Genomic DNA, 20,293 nt, shown 5'->3' with positions numbered 1-20,293 from the left:
CGACAACGTGAGCGACGGCACCCGGAACACCGGCGACGCGAACCCCGGCACCGCGGGCACCGGCCGGCTGTACGGCGTCGGGCTCGGCCCCGGCGACCCGGAGCTGATGACCCTGCGCGCGGCCCGCGTCATCGCGGAGGCCGACGTCATCGCGTACCACTGCGCCCGCCACGGCCGGTCCATCGCCCGGTCGATCGCCGCACCGCATCTGCGCCCCGAGCACATCGAGGAGCGCCTGATGTACCCGATCACCGTCGAGACGACCGACCATCCCGGCGGCTACCGCGGCGCGCTCGACGACTTCTACGAGCAGGCCGCCGCCCGGCTCGCCGCGCACCTCGACGCCGGCCGCAGCGTCGCCGTGCTCGCCGAGGGCGACCCGTTCTTCTACGGCTCGTACCAGCACATGCACAAGCGGCTCGCGCACCGCTACCCGACCGAGGTCATCCCCGGCGTCACCTCCGTCAGCGCCGCGGCCGCCCGGCTCGGCACCCCGCTTTGCGAGGCGGAGGAGGTGCTGACGATCATCCCCGGCACGCTGCCGGAGGAGGAGCTGACCGCACGCCTCGCCGCGACCGACTCGGCCGTGGTGATGAAGCTCGGCCGCACCTTCCCCGCCGTCCGCAGGGCGATGGAGACGTCCGGCCGGCTGGACGAGGCCCGCTACGTCGAGCGGGCCACGATGAGCGGCGAACGCACCGGTCGACTGGCCGGCATCGACCCGGAGTCCGTGCCGTACTTCTCCGTCGCCGTCGTGCCCAGCCGGATCGCCAACCCCCGCCCGGACACCGGCCGCGGCGAGGTCGTCGTCGTCGGCACCGGGCCCGCGGGCCCCCTGTGGCTCACCCCCGAGACCCGGCGCGCACTCGCCGACGCGGACGAACTCGTCGGCTACACCACCTACGTGGACCGGGTGCCGCAGCGGCCGGGCCAGATCCGGCACGGCTCCGACAACAAGGTCGAGTCCGAGCGCGCCGAGTTCGCGCTCGACCTCGCCCGGCGCGGGCGCCGTGTCGCCGTCGTCTCCGGCGGCGACCCGGGCGTCTTCGCCATGGCCACCGCCGTGCTGGAGGTGGCGTCCCAGGACCCGTACAAGGACGTGCCCGTACGGGTGCTCCCCGGCGTCACCGCCGCCAACGCCGCCGCCGCGAAGGCCGGCGCGCCGCTCGGCCACGACTACGCCGTCCTGTCGCTCTCCGACCGGCTCAAGCCCTGGGAGGTCATCGCGGAGCGACTGGCCGCCGCGGCCGCTGCCGACCTGGTGCTCGCTCTCTACAACCCGGGTTCCCGCAGCCGGACCTGGCAGGTCGGCAAGGCCCGCGAACTGCTCCTCGGACACCGCGCGCCCGACACCCCCGTCGTGCTCGGCCGGGACATCGGCGGGCCCGAGGAGAGCGTACGGATCGTACGGCTCGGCGAACTCGACCCGGCCCAGGTCGACATGCGCACCATTCTGCTGATCGGTTCGTCGCAGACCCAGGTCGTGCGCAGGGGCGACGGCGAGGAGATCGTCTGGACCCCGCGGCGCTACCCGGAGTAGGCCGCCAGCCAGGCGGCGGCCTCCTCGGGGCCGGCGGCGACCGGCACCCCGTCCGGGACCGGCGGGCGGCGCACGATCACCACGGGCACGCCCGCCTCCCGCGCGGCCGTCAGCTTCGGCGCGGTCGCCGCGCCGCCGCTGTCCTTGGTGACGAGCACGTCGACGCGGTGCCGGCGCAGCAGTTCACGCTCGCCGTCGAGGGTGAAAGGACCCCGGTCCAGCAGCACCTCCGTACGGGGCGGACGCGGACCCTCTGGGGCGTCGACGGACCGCACCAGGAACCAGACGTCGTCGATGTGCGCGAAGGAGGCGAGCCCCATGCGGCCGGTGGTCAGGAACACCCTGCTGCCGAGCGTGCGGGCCGTCTCTGCGGCCTCCTCCAGGGAGCCGACGGGGTGCCAGTCGTCGCCCTCGTCCGGGGCCCAGCCGGGGCGGCGCAGCGCCAGCAGGGGAACATGGGCGTCGGCGGCGGCCCGGGCCGCGTTGAAACTGATCGTTCCGGCGAAAGGATGGGTGGCGTCGATGACCGCGCCGACCTCGTGCTCGCACAGCCATCGCGCCAGGCCCTCGGCCCCGCCGAAACCTCCCACCCGGACCTCCCCGGGAGGCATCCTGGGAGTGGCGACCCGGCCGGCGAGGCTGCTCGTGACGCGCACACCCGGCAGGGCGTGCAGTGTCCCGGCGAGCCGCCGGGCCTCGGTGGTACCGCCGAGGACCAGTACGTGCATCGGATCCGTCCATGACTGAGTCGAGCGGAGGGCGTGACGCCCAACTCAAGCACACCGGTCTGCGGCCCGGCTGGACCACCGGTGCCTGCGCGACGGCCGCGACGACCGCGGCGTACACGGCGCTGCTGACCGGCGAGTTCCCCGACCCGGTGACGATCACGCTCCCCAAGGGCCAGACACCGGCGTTCGCCCTGGCCGCCGAGTCGCTCCCCGCCGACTCCGCCGACTCGGCCATGGCCGGGATCGTCAAGGACGCCGGCGACGACCCGGACGTCACGCACGGCGCGCTGGTCCGCGCGACGGTACGGCTGCTGCCGGCCGGCTCCGGGGTCGTCTTCCGGGCGGGGCCGGGGGTCGGCACGGTCACCCGGCCGGGGCTGCCCCTCGACGTCGGTGAGCCCGCGATCAACCCCGTACCGCGGCAGATGATGTGCGACCACGTGGCCGCGGTCGCCGCGCGGCACGGCGGCGCCGGGGACGTCGAGATCACCGTCTCCGTCGACCACGGCGAGGACATCGCCCGCTCCACCTGGAACCCGCGGCTCGGCATCCTCGGAGGGCTGTCCATCCTCGGTACGACGGGGATCGTCGTCCCGTACTCGTGCTCGGCGTGGATCGACTCGATCCGGCGCGGCGTGGACGTCGCCCGCGCGGCGGGCCGCACGCACCTCGCCGGCTGCACGGGCTCCACGTCGGAGCGGACCGTCGTCTCCCTCTACGGGCTGCCCGAGGACGCGCTGCTCGACATGGGCGACTTCGCGGGCGCGGTGCTCAAGTACGTGCGGCGCCATCCCGTCGAACGCCTCACCGTCTGCGGTGGCTTCGCCAAACTCTCGAAGCTGGCCGCCGGTCACCTGGACCTCCACTCGGGCCGCTCCCAGGTCGACAAGTCGTTCCTCGCGGACCTGGCGCGGCGCGGCGGCGCGGACGAGACGCTCGCGGCGGAGGTCGCCGCGGCCAACACGGGGCTCGCCGCGCTCCAGCTGTGCGGCGCGGCCGGCGTCCCCCTCGGCGACCTGGTCGCGGCAGCGGCCCGCGACCAGGCCCTCGCGGTCCTCCGGGGCGCGCCGGTGGCGGTGGACGTGGTGTGCGTGGACCGCGCGGGCGCGATCGTGGGCCGCGCGTAGCCCTTGGGCGGGCGGCGGACCGGTTTACGCCTCCGGGTACGGTCCCGGTTTCCGGGCGCGGCCCGTGCCGTGTCGTCTGGTGTCCGGGTGCCGCGCGTCCGGGCGTGGCCCGATCCTGGTTGTTCGGTGTCCGGGTGCCGCTCCGGTGGCCGTGTCCGGGACTGCTGTCCTCACCGCGCTTCGCGCGAGTTGCGACGCTTTACGTCCCGGCCCCGACCCCCTGCGCGTCCCCCTGCCCGGGCTCGGGGTCCCGGCGCCGACCCCTGCGCGTCCCCCTGCCCCGGTGGCCCGCTCAGGTGATGTCGAACAAGGGGCCAGTGATCGTCAGACCCAGTTCGTCGCCGGTGTACGAGAAGAAGGCGAGCAGCATCAACGCCGCCCCGCCCAGGGCGAGATCCTTCATGAAGTGGAGCATCTCCGGGGTTCTGGCGTCGCCTTCCTCTTTCCAGAACGCGTGCATCACCAGCGCGGTCGGGATCAGGAACACCGCCAGCAGCAGCGCCCCGAGATCGGCCCAGATGCCGAGGAGCACGCTCAGCCCGCCCGCCAGGAGCAGCAGCCCGGTGAGCAGGGTGGCCGGCGTGGCCATCGCGGCGGGAATGCCGCGGCTACCGGCGTAGGCGGCCATCTGCTTGGTCTGCGTCAGGTGGTTGAGCGCCGAGCCGAGGAAGAGGATCGTGAAGAGGATGCGTCCGACGAGGACCAGGACGTCCATGGGTGGCCTCCGGCCTGTGAAATCGGTGCCATGTCGCCTCTCTGCCACGCTACTCCGCACCACCCCTGCCCGCCCCTCCGGCGCAAGTGTCACCGGCCTGTGGGGCGACCACTGGGCGGGACGGGCCCCACCCGGCGGGAGGGGGGCGGGGTCGGAGGAGGGGGGTGACCGGACGTAAAGCGACGCAACTCGCGCGAAGCGCGGTGAGGACAGCAGTCCGGGATCCCCCCTCCGGAGGCCCCGACCCCCGCACCCACCACCGGCGCAGCGCACCCACCACCGGCGCAGCGCACCCACCCCGGGGGACGCCGCGCCCACTGACCCGGCCGACCCCGACCCCGGCCACGTCCGAACCCGCGGCGTCAGCAGACGTGCCGGTCGCGCTCCGCCGAGTACAGGTGGCTGTCGCGGAAGCCCGTCGCCGCCAGGACGCGACCCACCATGATGACCGCCGTGCGCGTCACGCCCGCCGACTTCACCTGCGCCGCGATGTCCTCCAGCGTGCCGCGCAGCACGAGTTCGTCCGGGCGGCTGGCCATCGCCACCACCGCGGCCGGGCAGTCGGCGCCGTAGTGGGGGACGAGCTCGGACACGATCCGGTCGACGTAGCGTGCGCCGAGGTGGAGGACGAGGAGCGCGCCGCTGCGGCCGAGGGTGGCGAGGTCCTCGCCGTCGGGCATGGGGGTCGCCTGCTGGGAGATGCGGGTGAGGATGACGGTCTGGCCGACGGTCGGGACCGTGAGCTCCCGCTTCAGCGCCGCGGCCGCCGCCGCGAACGCCGGGACGCCCGGCACGATCTCGTACGGGATGCCCGCCGCGTCCAGGCGCCGCATCTGTTCGGCGACGGCGCTGAAGACGGACGGGTCGCCCGAGTGCAGCCGGGCCACGTCGTGGCCCTCCTCGTGGGCGCGGACGACCTCGGCGGTGATGGCGTCCAGGTCGAGCTGGGCGGTGTCGACGAGGCGGGCGTCCGGCGGGCATTCGGCGAGGAGTTCGCGGGGCACGAGCGAGCCCGCGTAGAGGCAGACGCCGCACGACGCGAGCGTGCGCGCGCCGCGGACGGTGATCAGGTCGGCGGCGCCGGGGCCCGCACCGATGAAGTACACGGTCATGTCGGATCTCCTGCTTTGGTGACGGACCATTGGGTGACGGGCATGGCCTGGCGCCAGCCGGTGAAGCCGCCGACGGGTACGGCGTGCGAGACGGCGAGGCGGACGAGTTCGCCGCCGTGGCGTGCGTGACGACGGGCGAGCAGCGCCTCGGACTCGAGGGTGACCGTGTTGGCGACGAGGCGGCCGCCGGCCGGCAGCGCGTCCCAGCAGGCGTCCAGGAGCCCGGGGACGGTGAGCCCGCCGCCGATGAACACCGCGTCGGGGGCGGGCAGTCCGGCGAGAGCGTCGGGCGCCGCGCCGGTGACGACACGCAGTGCGGGGACGCCGAGGGTGTCGGCGTTACGGGCGATGCGCGCGGCCCGCGCCGGGTCGCGTTCGACGGTGACGGCCCGGCAGGACGGGTCCGTACGCATCCACTCGACGCCGATCGAACCGGAGCCGCCGCCGACGTCCCACAGCAGTTCGCCGGGTGCGGGCCCGAGGGCGGCGAGCGTCGCCGCGCGGATGTGGCGCTTGGTGAGCTGCCCGTCGTGCTCGTACGCCTCGTCGGGCAGGCCGGGCACGGCGGCCAGCCGCAACGCGCCCTCGTCGCGGTGGCATTCGAGGGCGACGACGTTCAACGGGTCGCCGGGCGGCACGGTCCAGCCGTCGGCGCGGCCGTCCACGACGCGTTCGGCGGGCGCGCCGAGCTGTTCGAGGACCCGCATCCGGGTGGCGCCGAAGCCGCGGTCCCGGAGCAGGGCCGCCACTTCGGCGGGCGTGTCCGCGCCGGCGCTGAGCACCAGTAGCCGGCGGCCGTCGTGCAGCGCGGCGGCCAGCTGCCCGGCGGGACGGCCGACGAGCGTGACGGTCGGGGTGTCCTCGACGGGCCAGCCGAGCCGGGCACAGGCGTACGAGACGGAGGAGGGGTGCGGCAGGACGCGCAGCGCGTCCGGGCCGAGTTCTTCGGCCAGCGCGCGGCCGATGCCGTAGAACATCGGGTCGCCGCTGGCCAGGACCGCGAGCCTGCGGCCCTCATAAGAGGCGAGCAGCCCGGCGACGGCGGGCCGCAGCGGGCTCGGCCAGGTCACGCGCTCCGCGGCGCAGTCGGCGGGCAGCAGCTCCAGCTGCCGCGGCCCGCCGATGACGGCCTCCGCGTCCAGCAGGGCGTGCTGTGCGCCGGGGGACAGTCCGGGCCAGCCGTCCGCGCCGATCCCGACGACGGTTACTGCTGGTGAGCGTGGTGCGGGGGTCACTGAGCGGTACCTCGTCGACGGTCGGCAGGGGACGGAGCCGCACTCTACTGGCCGCCCGGTCGGGCCCTTCCGGGCACCCGGGGTTATCGCCGGTGCCGGACGGTGTTGCCCGGCGTCCTCCGGTGTCCTTCGGCGCACGCCGGCCCGGCTGTCAGTGGCGCGCGGCACACTGGAGGCATGTGCCGCAGCATCAAGACTCTCCGTCCACCCGTCCTTCCGGAAGAGGCCACGGAGGAGGACGTCCGGGCCGCCGCCCTGCAGTACGTGCGCAAGGTCTCGGGTTTCCGCGCCCCCGCGGCGCACAACCGCGAGGTCTTCGAGCAGGCCGTCGAGGAGATCGCGGAGGCGACCCGCAGACTTCTCGACGGGCTCGAGGTGCGTGGTTCCGGCGGCCGCTCCGGGCAGGCCGCCGGCGAGGCGCCGCAGGCCGCTAGACGGTCGGCTCAGGAGCCGGCGCCGCAGCCGGACGCCGCATGACGTAGGCGGCGAGCGACCCCGCACCGAACAGCGCGAGTACGGAGACGGCCGCGCCGATCCAGCTCGCGCCGAGCCACTGGCCGCCGAACCAGCCGAGCCCCACGGCGTATCCGGCCCAGGCGATGCCGGCCAGGGCCGACCACGGCAGGAAGTCCTTCACCTTGCGGTGCGCGGCGCCCGCGCCCAGCGAGACGACGGAACGGCCGGCGGGCGCGAACCGCGCGATGACGACCAGCGCGCCCCCGCCCCGGCTCAGGGCGGCGCCGAGACGTTCCTGCGCCCGGGTCAACCGGCGTGAGCGGGCGATGGCCCGGTCGAGCCGGTCCCCGCCCCGCCAGGCGAGCCGGTAGGCGACGAGATCGCCGAGCACGGAGGCGGTCGCCGCGCACAGCACGAGGACCAGCAGCGACGGGACCTCCTGCGGCACCTGGCCCGCCGCGACTGCGGCGGCGGTGCCTGCCGCGTCGGCGGTCGACCCGGCGGCGGCCGCCGTGGCGGCGGTGATCACCAGGACTCCGCTGGGCAGCACGGGCAGGAAGACGTCGAGAAGCACGGACAACGCCACGACGGCGTAGATCCATGGGCTGCCGGTCAGCGACCCAATGCTCTCGAGCACCTTGACTCTCCCCGTTCGTCGCGAGGCCACGGCTCTCGCGGGAGAGCGGCTGGTCGGCCGGACAGCTGTACAGCGTACGCCCGGACTTCGGGAGAGATCGACAGGGGGCGTTTCCCGGGCGCGCGCGGGGCGGAAACCGCCCGTACGGATGGATTGGGACGCGACAGACTGACGCCCGGACCCTTCGCCGGGGAGGCGACGGGGCCGGGTGTCAGCTCATGCCCAGAGGTTTGTGCTCAGCGGATCAGGCGGCGGTGGTCGCCCGCTCCTTCGGTGCCTCCTCGGCCGGGCGGTCGGCGCCGCGCGGCGAGAGCAGCCGGTCCAGCGCCAGCGCGCCGGGCCCGGTGAAGACCAGCAGCAGGAACGCCCAGCAGAACATCGCCGACGCCTCGCCGTGGTTCTGCAGCGGGAACAGCGCCTCGGGCTGGTGCACCTTGAAGTACGCGTACGCCATCGAACCGGAGGCGATGAACGCCGCACTGCGGGTACCTATGCCGAGCATCACCAGGCCGCCGGCGACCAGTTGGATCACCGCGGCGTACCAGCCGGGCCAGGTGCCGGCCGGAATCGTTCCGCCGCCCATGGCGCCGCCGAGGACACCGAACAGGGATGCGGCCCCGTGGCACAGGAACAGCAGGCCGACGACGGCGCGGAACAGTCCGAGCGCATACGGCTGCGCCTGGTTCAGGCGGGTGGGAAGGCTGGGGGTGGCCACGTTGTGGCTCCTTCGGTTTCGGGGACAGAACCGATGAGGGGGTCACAGGTTAGGCAGACCTAATGAGTACTTGCAAGTTCAACTTTTATTGGCCGGCTTATTCCGGCCAGGGGTTCGCCTTTCCGCCGTCGCGTGTTCGCCGGTGCGGGCGTCGGGGTCCGGACGCCGGTACGTCTGTGACGTGGGGTGTTCCCGGGGTGTCCCGGTTTCGAGGCACGGCGCACGGAATGTCGGGCGCCCGGCCGAGGGAGGCTCCTCGGCCAGGCGCGCAGGGGTTTGGCGGGAAACCGGCGCTCGGGGCGGCTGGGGCTGTTGGTTCGTGTGGGGCGTGGGAGGTTCAGGAACCGCCCGTGGGGCGAGTGGTGTTCGACGCGTCGGCGGGCGACGCGCCGACCGTCAGTCGGCGTTCGAAGAGCGTCGTCAGCCGGCCGCGGCCGGCGCCCTTGCGTTCCGCCCGCGCGTGCTCCAGCCGCAGCGACGCGGAACGCCCGCGGAGCGTCAGCGTCATCAACTGGTTCCCGAACCACGGTCCGCCGGTACGGCGCCAGCGGACGAGAGGCAGCCCGGTGCGCCCGTGCCGGGCGAAGAGAAGGCCCAGACGCCGCCCCACTCCGCTCCAGCCGAACCGGAAGCCGAGCCTCACCGGGCGCGGGATGGAGTTGTGCACGGGCGAGCACGTCAGCTGGAGCACGCGGGCGTCGGGCCGGACCACGGCGTTGTGGCCGTCCGCCCCGTCCCCTCCGTCCGGCCACTCCGGTTCCGCCACGTACGCGTGATGGACGTCGCCCGAGAGCACGCACACCGTCGCCGGTGCGTCCGGGCCGCTGCCCGCCTGCGCGATCAGCCGCGACAGCTCCTCGAAGGACGACGGGAACGCCGACCAGTGCTCCAGATCCGCGAGGCGGCGCAGCCGCTCGCCGAAGCGCGACCAGCGCGGGCCGCGCTCGCCGCGGCACAGCGCCGCGTTCCAGCTCTCCGCGTGGTGGACCAGGGGCGGCAGCAGCCACGGCAGCGAGGTGCCGATGAGGAGGTGGTCGACTGCCCCGGGGTCGTCCAGTGCCTGTTCGCGCAGCCACCGGGCCTCGCCCGGGTCGAGGATCGACCGGCTCTGCTCGTCCAGCACCCGGGCGGCCCGGGTGTCCACCATCAGCAGCCGGGTGCGGCCGAAGTCGCGGCGGTAGCTCCAGCGCACGGAGGCCGCGTCCTGGTCGGCCTTCTCCGCGAAGGACCGCAGGGCGGCGGTCCCGTCGGGCGCCGACCGCACTTCCTCGTACAGCGGGTCGGCGGCGAGCTCGGCGGGCGAGAGATTGCCCAGGTGCTGATACACCCAGTACGACATCAGCGCGCTGACGATCCGTTCCTGCCACCAGGGCGTGGCCCGCATGTCGGCGAGCCACGCCGTGCTGGTGTTCCAGTCGTCGATCACGTCGTGGTCGTCGAAGATCATGCAACTGGGCACGGTGGAGAGCAGCCAGCGGACGTCCGGGTCGCGCCAGGACTCGTCGTACAGCCAGGTGTACTCCTCGTAGTCCGCCACTCCTTCACCCGGCGGCACATCCGGGTCGCGCCGGGCGGCCAGGCGGGCGCCGGTCGCGTCGGAGGTCTCGTCCGCGTACACCTGGTCGCCGAGGAGGAGCAGCACGTCCGGGCGCTCGTCCTCCGGCACGTGGGCGAGCCGCGCGGCGAGCGTGTCCAGGGCGTCCGGCCCCACCGGGTCGTGCCCGTGGGCGGGCCGGGCCGCCCAGCGGCACGACCCGAACGTGACGCGCACGGCGTCGGCCCCCGGGACCGGGGTGCGGATCGTGCTCGGCGGCAGCGCGGAGCCCTCCGCGGGCCAGACGCGCTCGCCGTCGAGCAGTACCTCGTAGGCGGTCGCCGAGCCGGGTGTCAGGCCGGTGACCGGGATCAGGGCGTAGTGGTGGCCGGCGATCGCGAACGTCCGGGCGGAGCCGGCGCCGGCCGCGTCGCAGCGCACCTCGGCGGTGCACGCGCGGTCCGTCTCGACCCAGACGGTCGCGGCGGTGCCCGTCTCCCAGTCGACGTGCCGCAGCAGTGGGCCCAGGCGCAGCCGGGTCATGTGACGCCCCTTCCTGTCGCCCCGTACGGTACGGAACGAATCAGGGGGGCGGAGGGGTTCCACGGCGGGGTGGCGCCTGCGGCGGACCTGTTCCCCTACCCGCCCCTTCCCGAACCGGGCTCCGCCCGGACCCCGTGCCGCCCTCCGCGCGGGCGGGCCGGGCTTCGCCCGGTCCCCGTACCGCGCTCCGCGCGGTGGCCTCAATCGCCGGCCGGGCACCTCCAGCCTCGCTGGGGGCACCTCCCACGGCCGCCAGGCCGTAGGGGGAGTTTGAGGCGCGGGCTCGGGGCAGCGCCCCGACGAGACCGGCAAGTTCCAGCCCCGCCGCCGAACGCTGCCCGCTGCGCGGGCGTACCGCGCTCCGCGCGGTGGCCTCAAACGCCGGCCGGGCTGACTTTGTCAGCCCCGCCGGCGATTGAGGCGCGGGGTTCGGGGCGGAGCCCCGACAAGGCCGCCGGGCCCCGCGCCCCCCGGCGCCTCAGCAGTTATTCAGGACCGACTGGAGCTTGCTCTTCTCCGCCGAGTCGACCTTCAGGTTCCAGTAGTACTTCGTGTGCACCCACATCCGCGCGTAGTAGCAGTGGTACGAGCTCCGCGGCGGCATCCACTCCGCCGGGTCCTTGTCGCCCTTGGACTGGTTGACGTTGTCCGTGACGGCGATCAGCTGAGGACGGGTCAGGTCGTTGGCGAACTGCTGGCGCTTGGAGGTGGTCCAGCTGTTCGCGCCTGAGCGCCACGCCTCCGCGAGCGGGATGATGTGGTCGATGTCGACGTCGGAGGCCGCGTACCAGGTGGCGCCGTCGTAGGGGGAGTACCAACGGCCGCTCACGGCCGCGCAGGTGGAGCTCTGCACGACGTTCGTGCCGTCGCGCTTGAGGACGACCTCGCGGGTGTTGCAGGACCCCGACTGGGTGATCCAGTGCGGGAAGAGGTCGCGGCTGTAGCCGGAGGAGGAGCCCTCCGCGGACACGGTCAGCTGGCTGAGGTAGCTGCGGGCGGTGGAGGCGCTGACGGGGGTGGGGGGCGCGGCCTGGGCGGCGGGGGCGGTGGCCAGCAGACCGGTCGTGGCGAGGGCCGAGGCCGCGGCGAGCACGCCTATTCGGCGGGCGACGGTACGGGAACCGGCACCGGCACCGCGGCTTCGACGCGCGTAGACACCTGACATGTGAACTCCTCTGAGGTGGGGGGAGCTTGGCCGTACGGGCATGGCCATGCTGGCGGCGCAGGGTTTCCTGGGGATGGGCGCCAGGTAACAGAGTGGCGACATGGGCACGTCACATCAAGGGTTCTGACGCACCGGCACGAACCCTTCCGCGGCGTAGGGTTGCCGCGTGCTGCTGCCGGTCAACCTCACCCTCGGGGCCGTACTGGCCGTCCTGCTGGCCGCCGCGGCGACCGTGGCGGCCCTCGCCCACCTGGGGCGTTCGCGCGACATCGCCGTCGCGGGCGTGCGCGCCGCGGTCCAACTCGCCGCCGTCTCCGTGGTGATCGGCTGGGTCGTCCGCTCCGTACCGCTGCTGCTCACCTTCCTCGTCCTCATGTATGCCGTCGCCGTCCGCACCGCCGGCCGGCGGATCACCGCCAACGCCACCTGGTGGTGGGCCGGACTGCCGATCGCCGCGGGTGTGCTGCCCGTCGTGACGGCGCTGCTGCTCACCGGACTGGTCCCGGTGAAGGGCATCACCCTCGTCCCGGTGACCGGCATCCTCATCGGCGGCGCCCTGACCGTGACGGCGGTCGGCGGCCGGCGGGCGCTGGACGAGCTGGAGCAGCGCCGCGGGGAGGTGGAGGCGGGCCTGGCTCTCGGCCTCGCCGACCGCGACGCCCGCCTCGAGGTCGCCCGCGGGCCCGCGTCCGACGCGATGCTCCCCGGCCTCGACCAGACCAGGACCGTGGGCCTCGTCACTCTCCCGGGCGCGTTCGTCGGCATGCTGCTGGGCGGCGCGTCACCGGTGGAGGCGGGCGCGGTGCAGCTGTTCGTACTGGTCGCGCTGATGGCGGTGCAGGCGGTCGCCGTGGCGCTGGTGCTGGAGCTGGTGGCGAGGGGACGTCTGCACCGCTCGCGCCGGGACCAAGGTCCCTGACGGCCGTACGGGTGCATCGCGTAGGCTGTGCGGTGCAGAAGGGGAGTAGCTCTTCGCCGGACCGTCGACATACTGCTGGGCCTCGCGCCCGGCCGGCGCCCGGAGGCCGTCTCGTCGCAGAGACGCGCCGGCGAGACCTTCGGCCGCAGTGCCCATGTACGTATTCATGGCGCTGCCGTGCCGAAGCGACCCCTGAAACGCTCAGGACTCTCGGCAGGGCCGCGCCCGACCGATTGAGGTTCCACCCGTGATCAGCTTCACCGTCATGGCGATCACCTTCGGCGTCGTCTTCCTCGCCGAACTGCCCGACAAGACCGCGCTCGCCGGTCTGATGCTCGGCACCCGCTACCGCGCCTCGTACGTCTTCGCCGGTGTCGCGGCCGCGTTCGCCGTCCATGTCGCGCTCGCCATCGCCGCCGGCAGCGTGCTGACCCTGCTGCCGCACCGCCTGGTGCAGGCCGTGGTGGGCGTCCTGTTCCTGGCGGGTGCGCTGATGCTGCTGCTGAAGAAGGACGACGGCGACGAGGAGACCATCAAGGCCCCGGCCGACCAGTCCTTCTGGAAGGTCTCCGGGGCGGGCTTCATGCTCATCCTCGTCGCGGAGTTCGGCGACCTGACGCAGATCATGACCGCCAATCTCGCGGCCCGTTACGACAACCCCGTCTCGGTGGGCGTCGGCGCGGTGCTGGCGCTCTGGACGGTCGCCGGCATCGGGATCGTGGGCGGCCGGACGCTGATGAAGTACGTGCCGCTGAAGCTGATCACCAAGGTCGCGGCGTGCCTGATGCTGGCACTGGCCGGCTTCAGCCTCTTCGAGGCGGTCACCGGCTAGCAGTGCCGGTCACCGGCCGGTGACCGGCGCGCGGACGCGGGCGGTTACGTGGAGACGCGGCGCAGCTCGATCGTGCCGTCCGCGCGCGCGGTCACCGCGAGGTGTGTGAGGTCCGGTACGTGGAGGTCCGGCGCCATCGCCAGGGCGCGGGGCCCCACGCCGACCACCCGCATGCCCGCCGCGCGGGCCGCCGTGATGCCGGCGTCCGAGTCCTCGAACGCCACGCAGTCCGCGGGAGCGAAGCCCAGCTCGGCCGCACCCTTGAGGAAGCCCTCGGGGTCCGGCTTGCTCGCGCCGACGCACTCGGCCGTCACCCGCACCCGCGGCATCGGCAGCCCGGCCGCGGCCATGCGGGCCGTGGCCAGCGCCAGGTCGGCCGAGGTCACCAGGGCGTGCGGCAGGGCGGCGACGGCGGCCATGAAGGCGGGCGCGCCCGCGACGGCGACCACGCCGTCCGTGTCGGCCGTCTCCTGGGCGAGCAGGACGCGGTTGTCGGCGTGGTTCTGCTCCATGGGGCGGTCCGGGAGCAGCGCCGCCATGGTGGCCCAGCCCTGCCGGCCGTGGACGACCTTGAGCGCCTCGTCGGCGTCCAGCCCGTGCCCGGTCGCCCAGGCCCGCCAGACGCGCTCCACCACGGCGTCCGAGTTGACGACGGTGCCGTCCATGTCGAGCAGGAGAGCGTTCGCGGTCAGGGCGGTCGTCATACGGGCTCCAGGGCGCGACAAAAGAGGACGAAGTGGCTCCGCCCGCCGGTCAGGGAGTACGGGCGGAACCACTTTGTTCCTTCACGATACAAAAACAGGGGCGGTGACGCCAATCCCGTCTCACGGCTCGCGCGTCTCGGCCTCCAGCGAGCGGCGCGTATGGGGGCCGTAGACCCCGAGCGGGTCCCGGTCGATGCCGCGGTCCCACTGGTAGATCTTCACGGCCTGTTCCACGTCCTTGTCGAACCGCCCGTCGGCCGCATAATCCTCCGGATACAGCCACAGCTGCCGCAGCCGCAGCTGGAGCTCGGTCACCGCCGGGCCGCTGTCGCCGCGCCGCAGGGTGCCGCCTCCCGGCCTCTGCGTCGGCTCCTGCGAGACCGTGCCCGTGGCCACCGCCGTCGACGGCGGCGCCGAGGGGGCGGCCGGGGTGTCGCCGGCGCTCGGGCCCGTACTCGGCCCGCCGTCCGACGGCGAGGGAGAGGCAGAGGCCGACGGGGACGCCGACGCCGAGGCGGACGCGGAGGCCGACGCGGACGGTGACGGGGACGGGGACGGCGACGCGTCGGCGGACACGGACTCGGCGGGCGCGTCCGGCTCGGTGCTGGCGCTCGGGCTGCCGCTGCGGACGTCCGTGTGCAGCGCCCGGTCCCGCTGGGTGTCGCCGGAGAACAACCCGCCGGCGAACGTCACCGTGCCCGCGACGGCGACGGCCGTCGCGCCGACGACGATCCCCGCGAGCGCGCGGCGCCGCCGCCGGGGCCGCGGTCCGGGCTGCGCCCCCGGGTGGGCGACGTACAGGTCCAGCTCCTCGGTGGCGCCCCCCACGGCGTCCGGCAGCGGACCGGCGCCGACGATCCGCAGCACCGTGGTGTCGTCGTCCGCGGACCCGGGCGCGCCGCCCGGATGCCCGGCGCCCCCCGGTTGCGCGGGCGGTGCGAACGCCACGGTCGGGGCGGCGCCCGCGGCGTGCCCGCCCGGGGCGTCTGCCGGGCGCACCGGCGGCGGCGCGCCGTCAGCGGTCGGCGCGTACCCGTCCGGCCCCGCGCCCGCCCCCGGCTCGCCCGGCGGCGGCTCGTACTGGAGGCTCTCCAGCGTCACGTACGGCCTGATCCGCAGCGGATCGAACTCCGCCGCCGAGGCGCCCGCCTCCCGTTGCGCACGGTGCGCGGCCCCCGCGCGCTCGGCGCAGTCGCAGCCCGGCGCGGCGCTGCCGTCCGGGTTCCGCGGTCTCGCGCACTCCGGGCATCTGTTTCCGGTCATTGCCGGTTCCCCTCCCCATCGAACTGCCGCCGATTATGCAGCCGCCCCATGCGACGCCCAACGCCCCACCGGCCTCAGCGCACCTCTCGGCAGGCCATAAGCGGACAGAACCACCACGATGGGGAGGGAACACTGCGTCACCGACCGAGGAGAACGGCATGGCCCAGGAAGTGAGCACCGCTCAGGTGGAGCCCGCCCCCGGAGGGCAGGCACGACGGACGATCCTCGTCGCCATCGGCGCACTGCTGCTGGGCATGCTGCTCGCCGCCCTCGACCAGACGATCGTCGCCACCGCGCTGCCCACGATCGTCAGCGAACTCGGCGGCATGGACCACCTGTCGTGGGTGGTCACCGCCTACATGCTGGCCGCGACCGCCGCAACCCCGCTGTGGGGCAAGCTCGGCGACCAGTACGGCCGCAAGAAACTCTTCCAGACGGCCATCGTCATCTTCCTGATCGGCTCCGCCCTCTGCGGCATCGCCCAGAACATGCCCCAGCTCATCATCTACCGCGCCGTCCAAGGACTCGGCGGCGGCGGGCTGATGGTGCTGTCGATGGCGATCGTCGGCGACCTCGTGCCGCCCCGCGAACGCGGCAAGTACCAGGGGCTGTTCGGCGCGGTGTTCGGCGCCACCAGCGTCCTCGGCCCACTCCTCGGCGGCTTCTTCACCGAACACCTCACCTGGCGCTGGGTCTTCTACATCAACCTGCCCATCGGCGTCGTCGCCCTGCTCGTCATCGCCGCCGTCCTGCACATCCCGGTACGCAGGACCCGCCACACCATCGACTACCTCGGCACCTTCCTCATCGCCTCCGTCGCCACCTGCCTCGTGCTCGTCGCCTCCCTCGGCGGCACGACCTGGGCCTGGGGGTCGGCGCAGATCATCGGCCTCGCCGTCCTCGGAGCCGTACTCCTCGTGGTGTTCGTCTCCGCCGAACGCAGGGCGGCCGAACCGGTCCTGCCGCTGAAGCTGTTCCGGATCAGGACGTTCGCGCTTGTCGCCGTCATCAGCTTCGTCATCGGCTTCGCGATGTTCGGCGCGATGACGTACCTGCCGACGTTCCTCCAGGTCGTCCAGGGCGTCTCACCGACCCTGTCCGGCGTGCACATGCTGCCGATGGTGTTCGGCCTGCTGCTCACGTCCACCGCGTCCGGGCAGATCGTCAGCCGCACCGGCCGCTGGAAGGTCTTCCCCATCCTCGGCACGGCGGTCACGGCACTCGGGCTGCTGCTGCTCCACCAGCTCGAGCGGGACACCTCCACCTGGCTGATGAGCACCTTCTTCTTCGTCTTCGGCGCCGGACTAGGCCTCGTCATGCAGGTCCTCGTCCTCGTCGTCCAGAACGCCGTCGGCTACGAGGACCTCGGCGTCGCCACGTCCGGTGCGACGTTCTTCCGCTCCATCGGCGCCTCGTTCGGCGTCGCCATCTTCGGCACCATCTTCACCAACCGGCTGGAGCACAAGCTCACCGACGCCCTCGCCGGACGGCAGATCCCGCCCGGCGCCGGGCCCGCGGAGCTGGCCGCCGACCCCCGGGCCATCGGCGAGCTGCCGGCCGGGCTGCGTCCGTCGGTGCTGAACGCGTACTCCACGGCCATCACCGACGTCTTCCTCTACGCCGTGCCGGTCGTCCTGCTCGCCTTCCTCATCGCCTGGTTCCTCAAGGAGGACAAGCTGCGCGCCTCGGTGACCGCGCCCGAGCCGACGGAGACGCTGGCCTCCAACCCCGTCGAACGCTCCTCCCACGACGAGGTCGCGCGCGCCCTGTCGGTGCTCGGCTCCCGTGAGGGCAGGCGCCACATCTACGAGAAGATCACCGAACGGGCCGGTCACGACCTGCTGCCCGCCTCGGGCTGGCTGCTGCTGCGCATGAAGCGCCACGGCGTCGTCGAACCGGCCCTGCTCGCCGAGTCCACCCCCGTACCCCTGCGGGCGATCACCGAGGCCGCCCGCGAGGTGGAGGGACGCGGGCTCGCCCACCGCGAGGGCCTCGGCCTGATGCTCACCGACCGGGGAGCTGAGGTGGCCGTCGATCTGGCGCAGGCGCGGGAGGACTCGCTGGCCGAACTGCTGGGCGACTGGTGGGACCCGGACCGCCCGACCGACCTCGTCCAGCTGGTCCACGAGCTGAACCTGGAGCTGTGCGGCTCCGACGACGAGACCCCGCACAGCCCCGAGCCGCGCCGCGACCACGAGCCCCCGCACGGGCGGCACCCCCTCGTCTGACCGTCCCGCGGTCCGGCTCAGAGGTCCTTGCCGTACCAGATCTCCATGTACGGGCCCGAGCAGTACGCCGGTATCTCCGCGTAGCCGTGCCGGACGTACAGCGCACGCGCCTCGACCAGGTCCAGCCGGGTGTTGAGCACCATCCGGACGGCGCCGAGCGCGCGGGCCTCGTCCTCCAGCCGCGCCATCAGCAGACCGGCGCCGCCCCGGCCGCGGGCCTCGTGCCGCAGGAACACCCGGGTCAGCTCGGCCCGCTTCTCGTCCAACATCAGCACCCCGCCGCAGGCCGCCGCCGCACCGCCGTACCGGCCCACGACGAACCGGCCCGTCGGCGGCGTCAGCAGCTCCGCGCCGTCGTCCCGCAGCCCGTCGTCGACCTCCTCGGCGGTCGCGGGCCGGTCCCAGTAGCGGCTCGCCACATCGTGGTAGTACGCGCGCCGCAGCGCGGTGGCATCGGGGGAGTCGAACGGCTCGGCGGCCAGGGTCCAGACAGTCATGAGCCCTCTGTATCCCGGCCGGTCGTTGTTTGGCCAACCATTTCCCGGTTACTCGCAGCTATGCACGCTCGCCAACCGCGAGCGTCCGCCCACGGGTCAGACCCGGAAGGTGAGTCATGTCAACACTGACCACAGTTCTGATCGTCGTCGCGGTGGTCGTCGTCCTCCTGATCGTCGCGGGCGCGCTCTACGCACGCCGCCGCGCACAGGGCGGCGGCCGCGGGGCGCTGCGCAGGCGCTTCGGACCCGAGTACGAAAGGGTCCTGGCCCGCCACGACGGCGACGCCAAGGCGACGGACCGCGAACTGCAGGACCGCGTCCGGCGCCACGGAGACCTCACGCTGCAGCCGCTGGCGCCCGGCGTGCGCGAACAGTACGACGCCGAATGGGCCGCCGTGCAGGAACGCTTCGTCGACTCCCCGCGCAGCGCGGTCGCCGAGGCCGACCAGCTCCTCGGCCGCCTCGCCGCCGACCGGGGCTTCCCGGCCGCCGGCCGCTACGAGGACCAGCTCGCCGCGCTCTCCGTCCACCACCCCCGCCACATCGAGGGCTACCGCGAGGTGCACCGCGCCGCACGCGCCGACTCCGGCGCGAGCACGGAGGGCCTGCGCGAGGCGATGGTCGACGCGCGCGACCTCTTCGAGGACCTGGTCGCGGACCGTTCCGCCGACCACGGCCGCCACCGGCCCGGACACGGGCAGGGGCGCGGCCACGGGCGAGGGCATGTGCTGAAGCCGGGGCGGAGTGGTGCGTGATGCGGCACCGGCCCGGCGACGACCTCCCCCCGACTGCCGTCCCGCCCGGCTCCTTCGGCGCCGCGGGTGAAACCCACGCCCCCGCCGCGCCGGGCGGGCGGGACGGCAAGCAGACCGCGGAACGCAGCGAACGAAGCGCGTCCCACACGACCCGGCCCGGGCCGGCGGACGAGCCGCTGAAGCCCGTCCTCGACCCGGGGGCGGCGGCACCCGCGCCGCTGCTGCCGCCGGACGAGCGCGAACGGCTCGAACAGCGCCTGCAGCACACGCTGGCCGGCTTCGTCGACGACCCGCGCCGCGCCGTCGAAGAGGCGGCGGCCGTCCTCGACGACGCAGGCGACCGGATCACGGCGTCCCTGGCGGAACAGCGGCGGACGCTGCGGGAGTCCGCGTCCGGCGCCGCGTCCGGGCCCGGGTCCGCGGACGACACCGAGGAACTGCGGGTCGCACTGCGGAAGTACCGCGAGACGACGGAGCGGCTGCTGCGGATCTGACCGCGGACCCGGTGTCCGGCCGGTCAGCCCTTGGGCGCGGCCTGCTGCACGACCTCGAACGACCACACGGTGGACCCGGTGGCGGCGGGCTTGGGACGCTCGCCGCCACCGCCCTGTGCGCCGCCGCCCTGATGGGCGGCCTTCATCGGCCCCTCCATCCACGCCTGGAACGCGGCCTCGTCACGCCACCGCGTGTAGACCAAGTACTGGTCGGTGCCCTCGACGGGCCGCAGCAGCTCGAACCACTCGAACCCGTCGGACCCCTCGACGGCGCCGGCGCGGGACGCGAAGCGCTTCTCCAGAACCTCGCGCTGTTCGTCGGGGACGGTGAGGACGTTGATCTTCACGATGCTCATGCGGCCATCCTCCCGTACGAGTCCGGCCCGGCCGCCGCCGCCCCGGACGCCGGGCGCGCCACCGTCACGCCGTGACCCGCGCCACCAGCAGGCCGTCGTAGCCCTTCCCGCCCACCGTCTGCAGCGCCGTCGCGTCCAGCCGCGGCTCGTTGGCGACCAGTTCGAACATCTCGCGCGTCGCGACGATCGCCGGGTCCTCGCTCGACGCGTCGGCGACGGCCCCGCCGCGCACCACGTTGTCGACGACGATCAGGCTGCCGGGGCGGGCCAGACGCAGCGCCCACTCCACGTAACGCGGGTTGTTGGGCTTGTCCGCGTCGATGAAGACCAGGTCGAAGGGGCCCGCGCCCGGTTCCGCCGCGATGCGCGGCAGGAGGTCGAGGGCCGCGCCGGTGCGGACCTCCGCGACCTGGTCCAGGCCGGCCCGCGCGATGTTCGCGCGGGCGAGGTCCGCGTGGGCCGGGTCGTACTCGAGCGAGATCAGCCGGCCGTCCGCCGGCAGCGCCCGCGCCAGCCAGATCGTGCTGTAGCCGCCGAGCGTGCCGATCTCCAGCGCCGTGCGGGCGCCCTGCGCACGGGCCAGCAGATGCAGCAGTTTCCCCTGGTTGGGCGCCACATTGATGGCGGGCAGCCCCGCCGCCTCGCTCGCGGCGAGCGCTTCGGTCAGGGCCTCGTCCTGGGGGACGAGAAGATCGCTGATGTAGCCGTCGACGGCCTGCCACTGATCCTGAGTCATAC

General features: G+C 73.9%; 21 protein-coding genes. 8 read left to right on the top strand and 13 right to left on the bottom strand.

The window, feature by feature from the left end:
• Nucleotides 1–7: 7 nt before the first annotated feature.
• Nucleotides 8–1,540, top strand: a complete 1,533-nt coding sequence (locus tag ACWD01_RS26245) for a precorrin-2 C(20)-methyltransferase (protein ID WP_451165295.1) — start codon at nt 8–10, stop codon at nt 1,538–1,540.
• Here the strand turns inward: ACWD01_RS26245 and ACWD01_RS26240 are convergent.
• Nucleotides 1,528–2,268 (bottom strand): cobalt-precorrin-6A reductase, encoded by a 741-nt coding sequence (locus tag ACWD01_RS26240; RefSeq protein WP_451165258.1) that lies wholly within the window; start codon nt 2,266–2,268, stop codon nt 1,528–1,530. The genes ACWD01_RS26245 and ACWD01_RS26240 overlap by 13 nt on opposite strands.
• 11 nt (nt 2,269–2,279) lie before the next feature.
• Between ACWD01_RS26240 and ACWD01_RS26235 the strand changes: the two genes are divergently transcribed.
• Nucleotides 2,280–3,395 (top strand): cobalt-precorrin-5B (C(1))-methyltransferase, encoded by a 1,116-nt coding sequence (locus ACWD01_RS26235; protein ID WP_451165257.1) that lies wholly within the window; start codon nt 2,280–2,282, stop codon nt 3,393–3,395.
• 292 nt (nt 3,396–3,687) lie between these two features.
• Here the strand turns inward: ACWD01_RS26235 and ACWD01_RS26230 are convergent, their stop codons facing one another.
• The 3 genes from ACWD01_RS26230 to cbiE all read right to left on the bottom strand — a co-directional run bounded on the left by ACWD01_RS26230 (nt 3,688) and on the right by cbiE (nt 6,457).
• Nucleotides 3,688–4,110, bottom strand: coding sequence for a DoxX family membrane protein (locus tag ACWD01_RS26230; RefSeq protein ID WP_451165256.1), 423 nt, complete (start codon nt 4,108–4,110; stop codon nt 3,688–3,690).
• Between the two features lie 362 nt (nt 4,111–4,472).
• Entirely contained in the window at nt 4,473–5,222 is a 750-nt protein-coding gene (gene cobM / locus ACWD01_RS26225) for a precorrin-4 C(11)-methyltransferase (protein ID WP_451165255.1), read from the bottom strand.
• Nucleotides 5,219–6,457 carry a precorrin-6y C5,15-methyltransferase (decarboxylating) subunit CbiE gene (gene cbiE, locus ACWD01_RS26220; RefSeq protein WP_451165254.1) on the bottom strand — a complete coding sequence of 413 codons (1,239 nt, stop codon included), beginning with the start codon at nt 6,455–6,457 and terminating at the stop codon, nt 5,219–5,221. Before cbiE ends, cobM begins: the two co-directional genes overlap by 4 nt.
• A gap of 177 nt (nt 6,458–6,634) precedes the next feature.
• On the opposite strand from cbiE, the gene ACWD01_RS26215 reads away from it, so the two are divergent.
• Entirely contained in the window at nt 6,635–6,934 is a 300-nt protein-coding gene (locus tag ACWD01_RS26215) for a DUF2277 domain-containing protein (protein WP_451165253.1), read from the top strand.
• Here the strand turns inward: ACWD01_RS26215 and ACWD01_RS26210 are convergent.
• The 4 genes from ACWD01_RS26210 to ACWD01_RS26195 form a co-directional block, all read right to left on the bottom strand.
• Complete coding sequence (locus tag ACWD01_RS26210) at nt 6,888–7,550, bottom strand: DedA family protein (protein WP_451165252.1); 663 nt, start codon at nt 7,548–7,550, stop codon at nt 6,888–6,890. The two genes, ACWD01_RS26215 and ACWD01_RS26210, sit on opposite strands and share 47 nt — an antisense overlap.
• 244 nt (nt 7,551–7,794) lie before the next feature.
• On the bottom strand, nt 7,795–8,265 hold the full coding sequence (locus ACWD01_RS26205; protein ID WP_451165251.1) for a DoxX family protein: 471 nt from the start codon (nt 8,263–8,265) through the stop codon (nt 7,795–7,797).
• A gap of 337 nt (nt 8,266–8,602) precedes the next feature.
• Nucleotides 8,603–10,342 (bottom strand): alkaline phosphatase D family protein, encoded by a 1,740-nt coding sequence (locus tag ACWD01_RS26200; RefSeq protein WP_451165250.1) that lies wholly within the window; start codon nt 10,340–10,342, stop codon nt 8,603–8,605.
• A 478-nt stretch (nt 10,343–10,820) separates the two neighbouring features.
• Nucleotides 10,821–11,507 (bottom strand): HNH endonuclease family protein, encoded by a 687-nt coding sequence (locus ACWD01_RS26195; protein ID WP_451165249.1) that lies wholly within the window; start codon nt 11,505–11,507, stop codon nt 10,821–10,823.
• Nucleotides 11,508–11,673: 166 nt separating this feature from the next.
• On the opposite strand from ACWD01_RS26195, the gene ACWD01_RS26190 reads away from it, so the two are divergent.
• Together ACWD01_RS26190 and ACWD01_RS26185 are read left to right on the top strand one after the other, a co-directional pair.
• A complete protein-coding gene (locus tag ACWD01_RS26190) occupies nt 11,674–12,426 on the top strand; it encodes an ABC transporter permease (RefSeq protein WP_451165248.1) in 753 nt (250 codons plus the stop codon).
• A 247-nt stretch (nt 12,427–12,673) separates the two neighbouring features.
• Nucleotides 12,674–13,258, top strand: coding sequence for a TMEM165/GDT1 family protein (locus tag ACWD01_RS26185; RefSeq protein ID WP_451165247.1), 585 nt, complete (start codon nt 12,674–12,676; stop codon nt 13,256–13,258).
• 44 nt (nt 13,259–13,302) lie between these two features.
• On the opposite strand, the gene ACWD01_RS26180 is transcribed toward ACWD01_RS26185, so the two are convergent.
• Nucleotides 13,303–13,962 carry an HAD-IA family hydrolase gene (locus ACWD01_RS26180; RefSeq protein ID WP_451165246.1) on the bottom strand — a complete coding sequence of 220 codons (660 nt, stop codon included), beginning with the start codon at nt 13,960–13,962 and terminating at the stop codon, nt 13,303–13,305.
• Between the two features lie 120 nt (nt 13,963–14,082).
• On the bottom strand, nt 14,083–15,225 hold the full coding sequence (locus tag ACWD01_RS26175) for a peptidoglycan-binding domain-containing protein (protein ID WP_451165245.1): 1,143 nt from the start codon (nt 15,223–15,225) through the stop codon (nt 14,083–14,085).
• A gap of 158 nt (nt 15,226–15,383) precedes the next feature.
• On the opposite strand from ACWD01_RS26175, the gene ACWD01_RS26170 reads away from it, so the two are divergent.
• Nucleotides 15,384–17,453, top strand: coding sequence for an MDR family MFS transporter (locus ACWD01_RS26170; RefSeq protein WP_451165244.1), 2,070 nt, complete (start codon nt 15,384–15,386; stop codon nt 17,451–17,453).
• Between the two features lie 17 nt (nt 17,454–17,470).
• On the opposite strand, the gene ACWD01_RS26165 is transcribed toward ACWD01_RS26170, so the two are convergent.
• Nucleotides 17,471–17,950 carry a GNAT family N-acetyltransferase gene (locus ACWD01_RS26165; RefSeq protein WP_451165243.1) on the bottom strand — a complete coding sequence of 160 codons (480 nt, stop codon included), beginning with the start codon at nt 17,948–17,950 and terminating at the stop codon, nt 17,471–17,473.
• A gap of 116 nt (nt 17,951–18,066) precedes the next feature.
• Here ACWD01_RS26165 and ACWD01_RS26160 point away from each other — a divergent pair, with 116 nt between their 5' ends.
• Both ACWD01_RS26160 and ACWD01_RS26155 read left to right on the top strand, forming a co-directional pair.
• On the top strand, nt 18,067–18,705 hold the full coding sequence (locus ACWD01_RS26160; protein WP_451165242.1) for a hypothetical protein: 639 nt from the start codon (nt 18,067–18,069) through the stop codon (nt 18,703–18,705).
• A complete protein-coding gene (locus tag ACWD01_RS26155; protein WP_451165241.1) occupies nt 18,705–19,199 on the top strand; it encodes a hypothetical protein in 495 nt (164 codons plus the stop codon). Before ACWD01_RS26160 ends, ACWD01_RS26155 begins: the two co-directional genes overlap by 1 nt.
• Before the next feature lie 23 nt (nt 19,200–19,222).
• On the opposite strand, the gene ACWD01_RS26150 is transcribed toward ACWD01_RS26155, so the two are convergent.
• Together ACWD01_RS26150 and ACWD01_RS26145 are read right to left on the bottom strand one after the other, a co-directional pair.
• Nucleotides 19,223–19,555, bottom strand: coding sequence for an antibiotic biosynthesis monooxygenase family protein (locus tag ACWD01_RS26150; RefSeq protein WP_451165240.1), 333 nt, complete (start codon nt 19,553–19,555; stop codon nt 19,223–19,225).
• Between the two features lie 64 nt (nt 19,556–19,619).
• Nucleotides 19,620–20,291: an O-methyltransferase gene (locus ACWD01_RS26145; protein ID WP_451165239.1), complete on the bottom strand. Its 672-nt coding sequence runs from the start codon at nt 20,289–20,291 to the stop codon at nt 19,620–19,622.
• Nucleotides 20,292–20,293: the final 2 nt, after the last annotated feature.

Source organism: Streptomyces sp. NPDC002835, from assembly GCF_053591995.1.
This window is presented reverse-complemented; position numbering and strand designations above follow the sequence as displayed.

Bases quoted from the DNA above. Each gene is read 5' to 3' on its own strand.
- ACWD01_RS26240 (WP_451165258.1), bottom strand. From the start codon at position 2,268: ATGCACGTACTGGTCCTCGGCGGTACCACCGAGGCCCGGCGGCTCGCC.
- ACWD01_RS26235 (WP_451165257.1), top strand. From the start codon at position 2,280: ATGACTGAGTCGAGCGGAGGGCGTGACGCCCAACTCAAGCACACCGGT.
- ACWD01_RS26230 (WP_451165256.1), bottom strand. From the start codon at position 4,110: ATGGACGTCCTGGTCCTCGTCGGACGCATCCTCTTCACGATCCTCTTC.
- cobM (WP_451165255.1), bottom strand. From the start codon at position 5,222: ATGACCGTGTACTTCATCGGTGCGGGCCCCGGCGCCGCCGACCTGATC.
- ACWD01_RS26215 (WP_451165253.1), top strand. From the start codon at position 6,635: ATGTGCCGCAGCATCAAGACTCTCCGTCCACCCGTCCTTCCGGAAGAG.
- ACWD01_RS26200 (WP_451165250.1), bottom strand. From the start codon at position 10,342: ATGACCCGGCTGCGCCTGGGCCCACTGCTGCGGCACGTCGACTGGGAG.
- ACWD01_RS26195 (WP_451165249.1), bottom strand. From the start codon at position 11,507: ATGTCAGGTGTCTACGCGCGTCGAAGCCGCGGTGCCGGTGCCGGTTCC.
- ACWD01_RS26180 (WP_451165246.1), bottom strand. From the start codon at position 13,962: ATGACGACCGCCCTGACCGCGAACGCTCTCCTGCTCGACATGGACGGC.
- ACWD01_RS26175 (WP_451165245.1), bottom strand. From the start codon at position 15,225: ATGACCGGAAACAGATGCCCGGAGTGCGCGAGACCGCGGAACCCGGAC.
- ACWD01_RS26170 (WP_451165244.1), top strand. From the start codon at position 15,384: ATGGCCCAGGAAGTGAGCACCGCTCAGGTGGAGCCCGCCCCCGGAGGG.
- ACWD01_RS26165 (WP_451165243.1), bottom strand. From the start codon at position 17,950: ATGACTGTCTGGACCCTGGCCGCCGAGCCGTTCGACTCCCCCGATGCC.
- ACWD01_RS26160 (WP_451165242.1), top strand. From the start codon at position 18,067: ATGTCAACACTGACCACAGTTCTGATCGTCGTCGCGGTGGTCGTCGTC.
- ACWD01_RS26155 (WP_451165241.1), top strand. From the start codon at position 18,705: ATGCGGCACCGGCCCGGCGACGACCTCCCCCCGACTGCCGTCCCGCCC.
- ACWD01_RS26150 (WP_451165240.1), bottom strand. From the start codon at position 19,555: ATGAGCATCGTGAAGATCAACGTCCTCACCGTCCCCGACGAACAGCGC.
- ACWD01_RS26145 (WP_451165239.1), bottom strand. From the start codon at position 20,291: ATGACTCAGGATCAGTGGCAGGCCGTCGACGGCTACATCAGCGATCTT.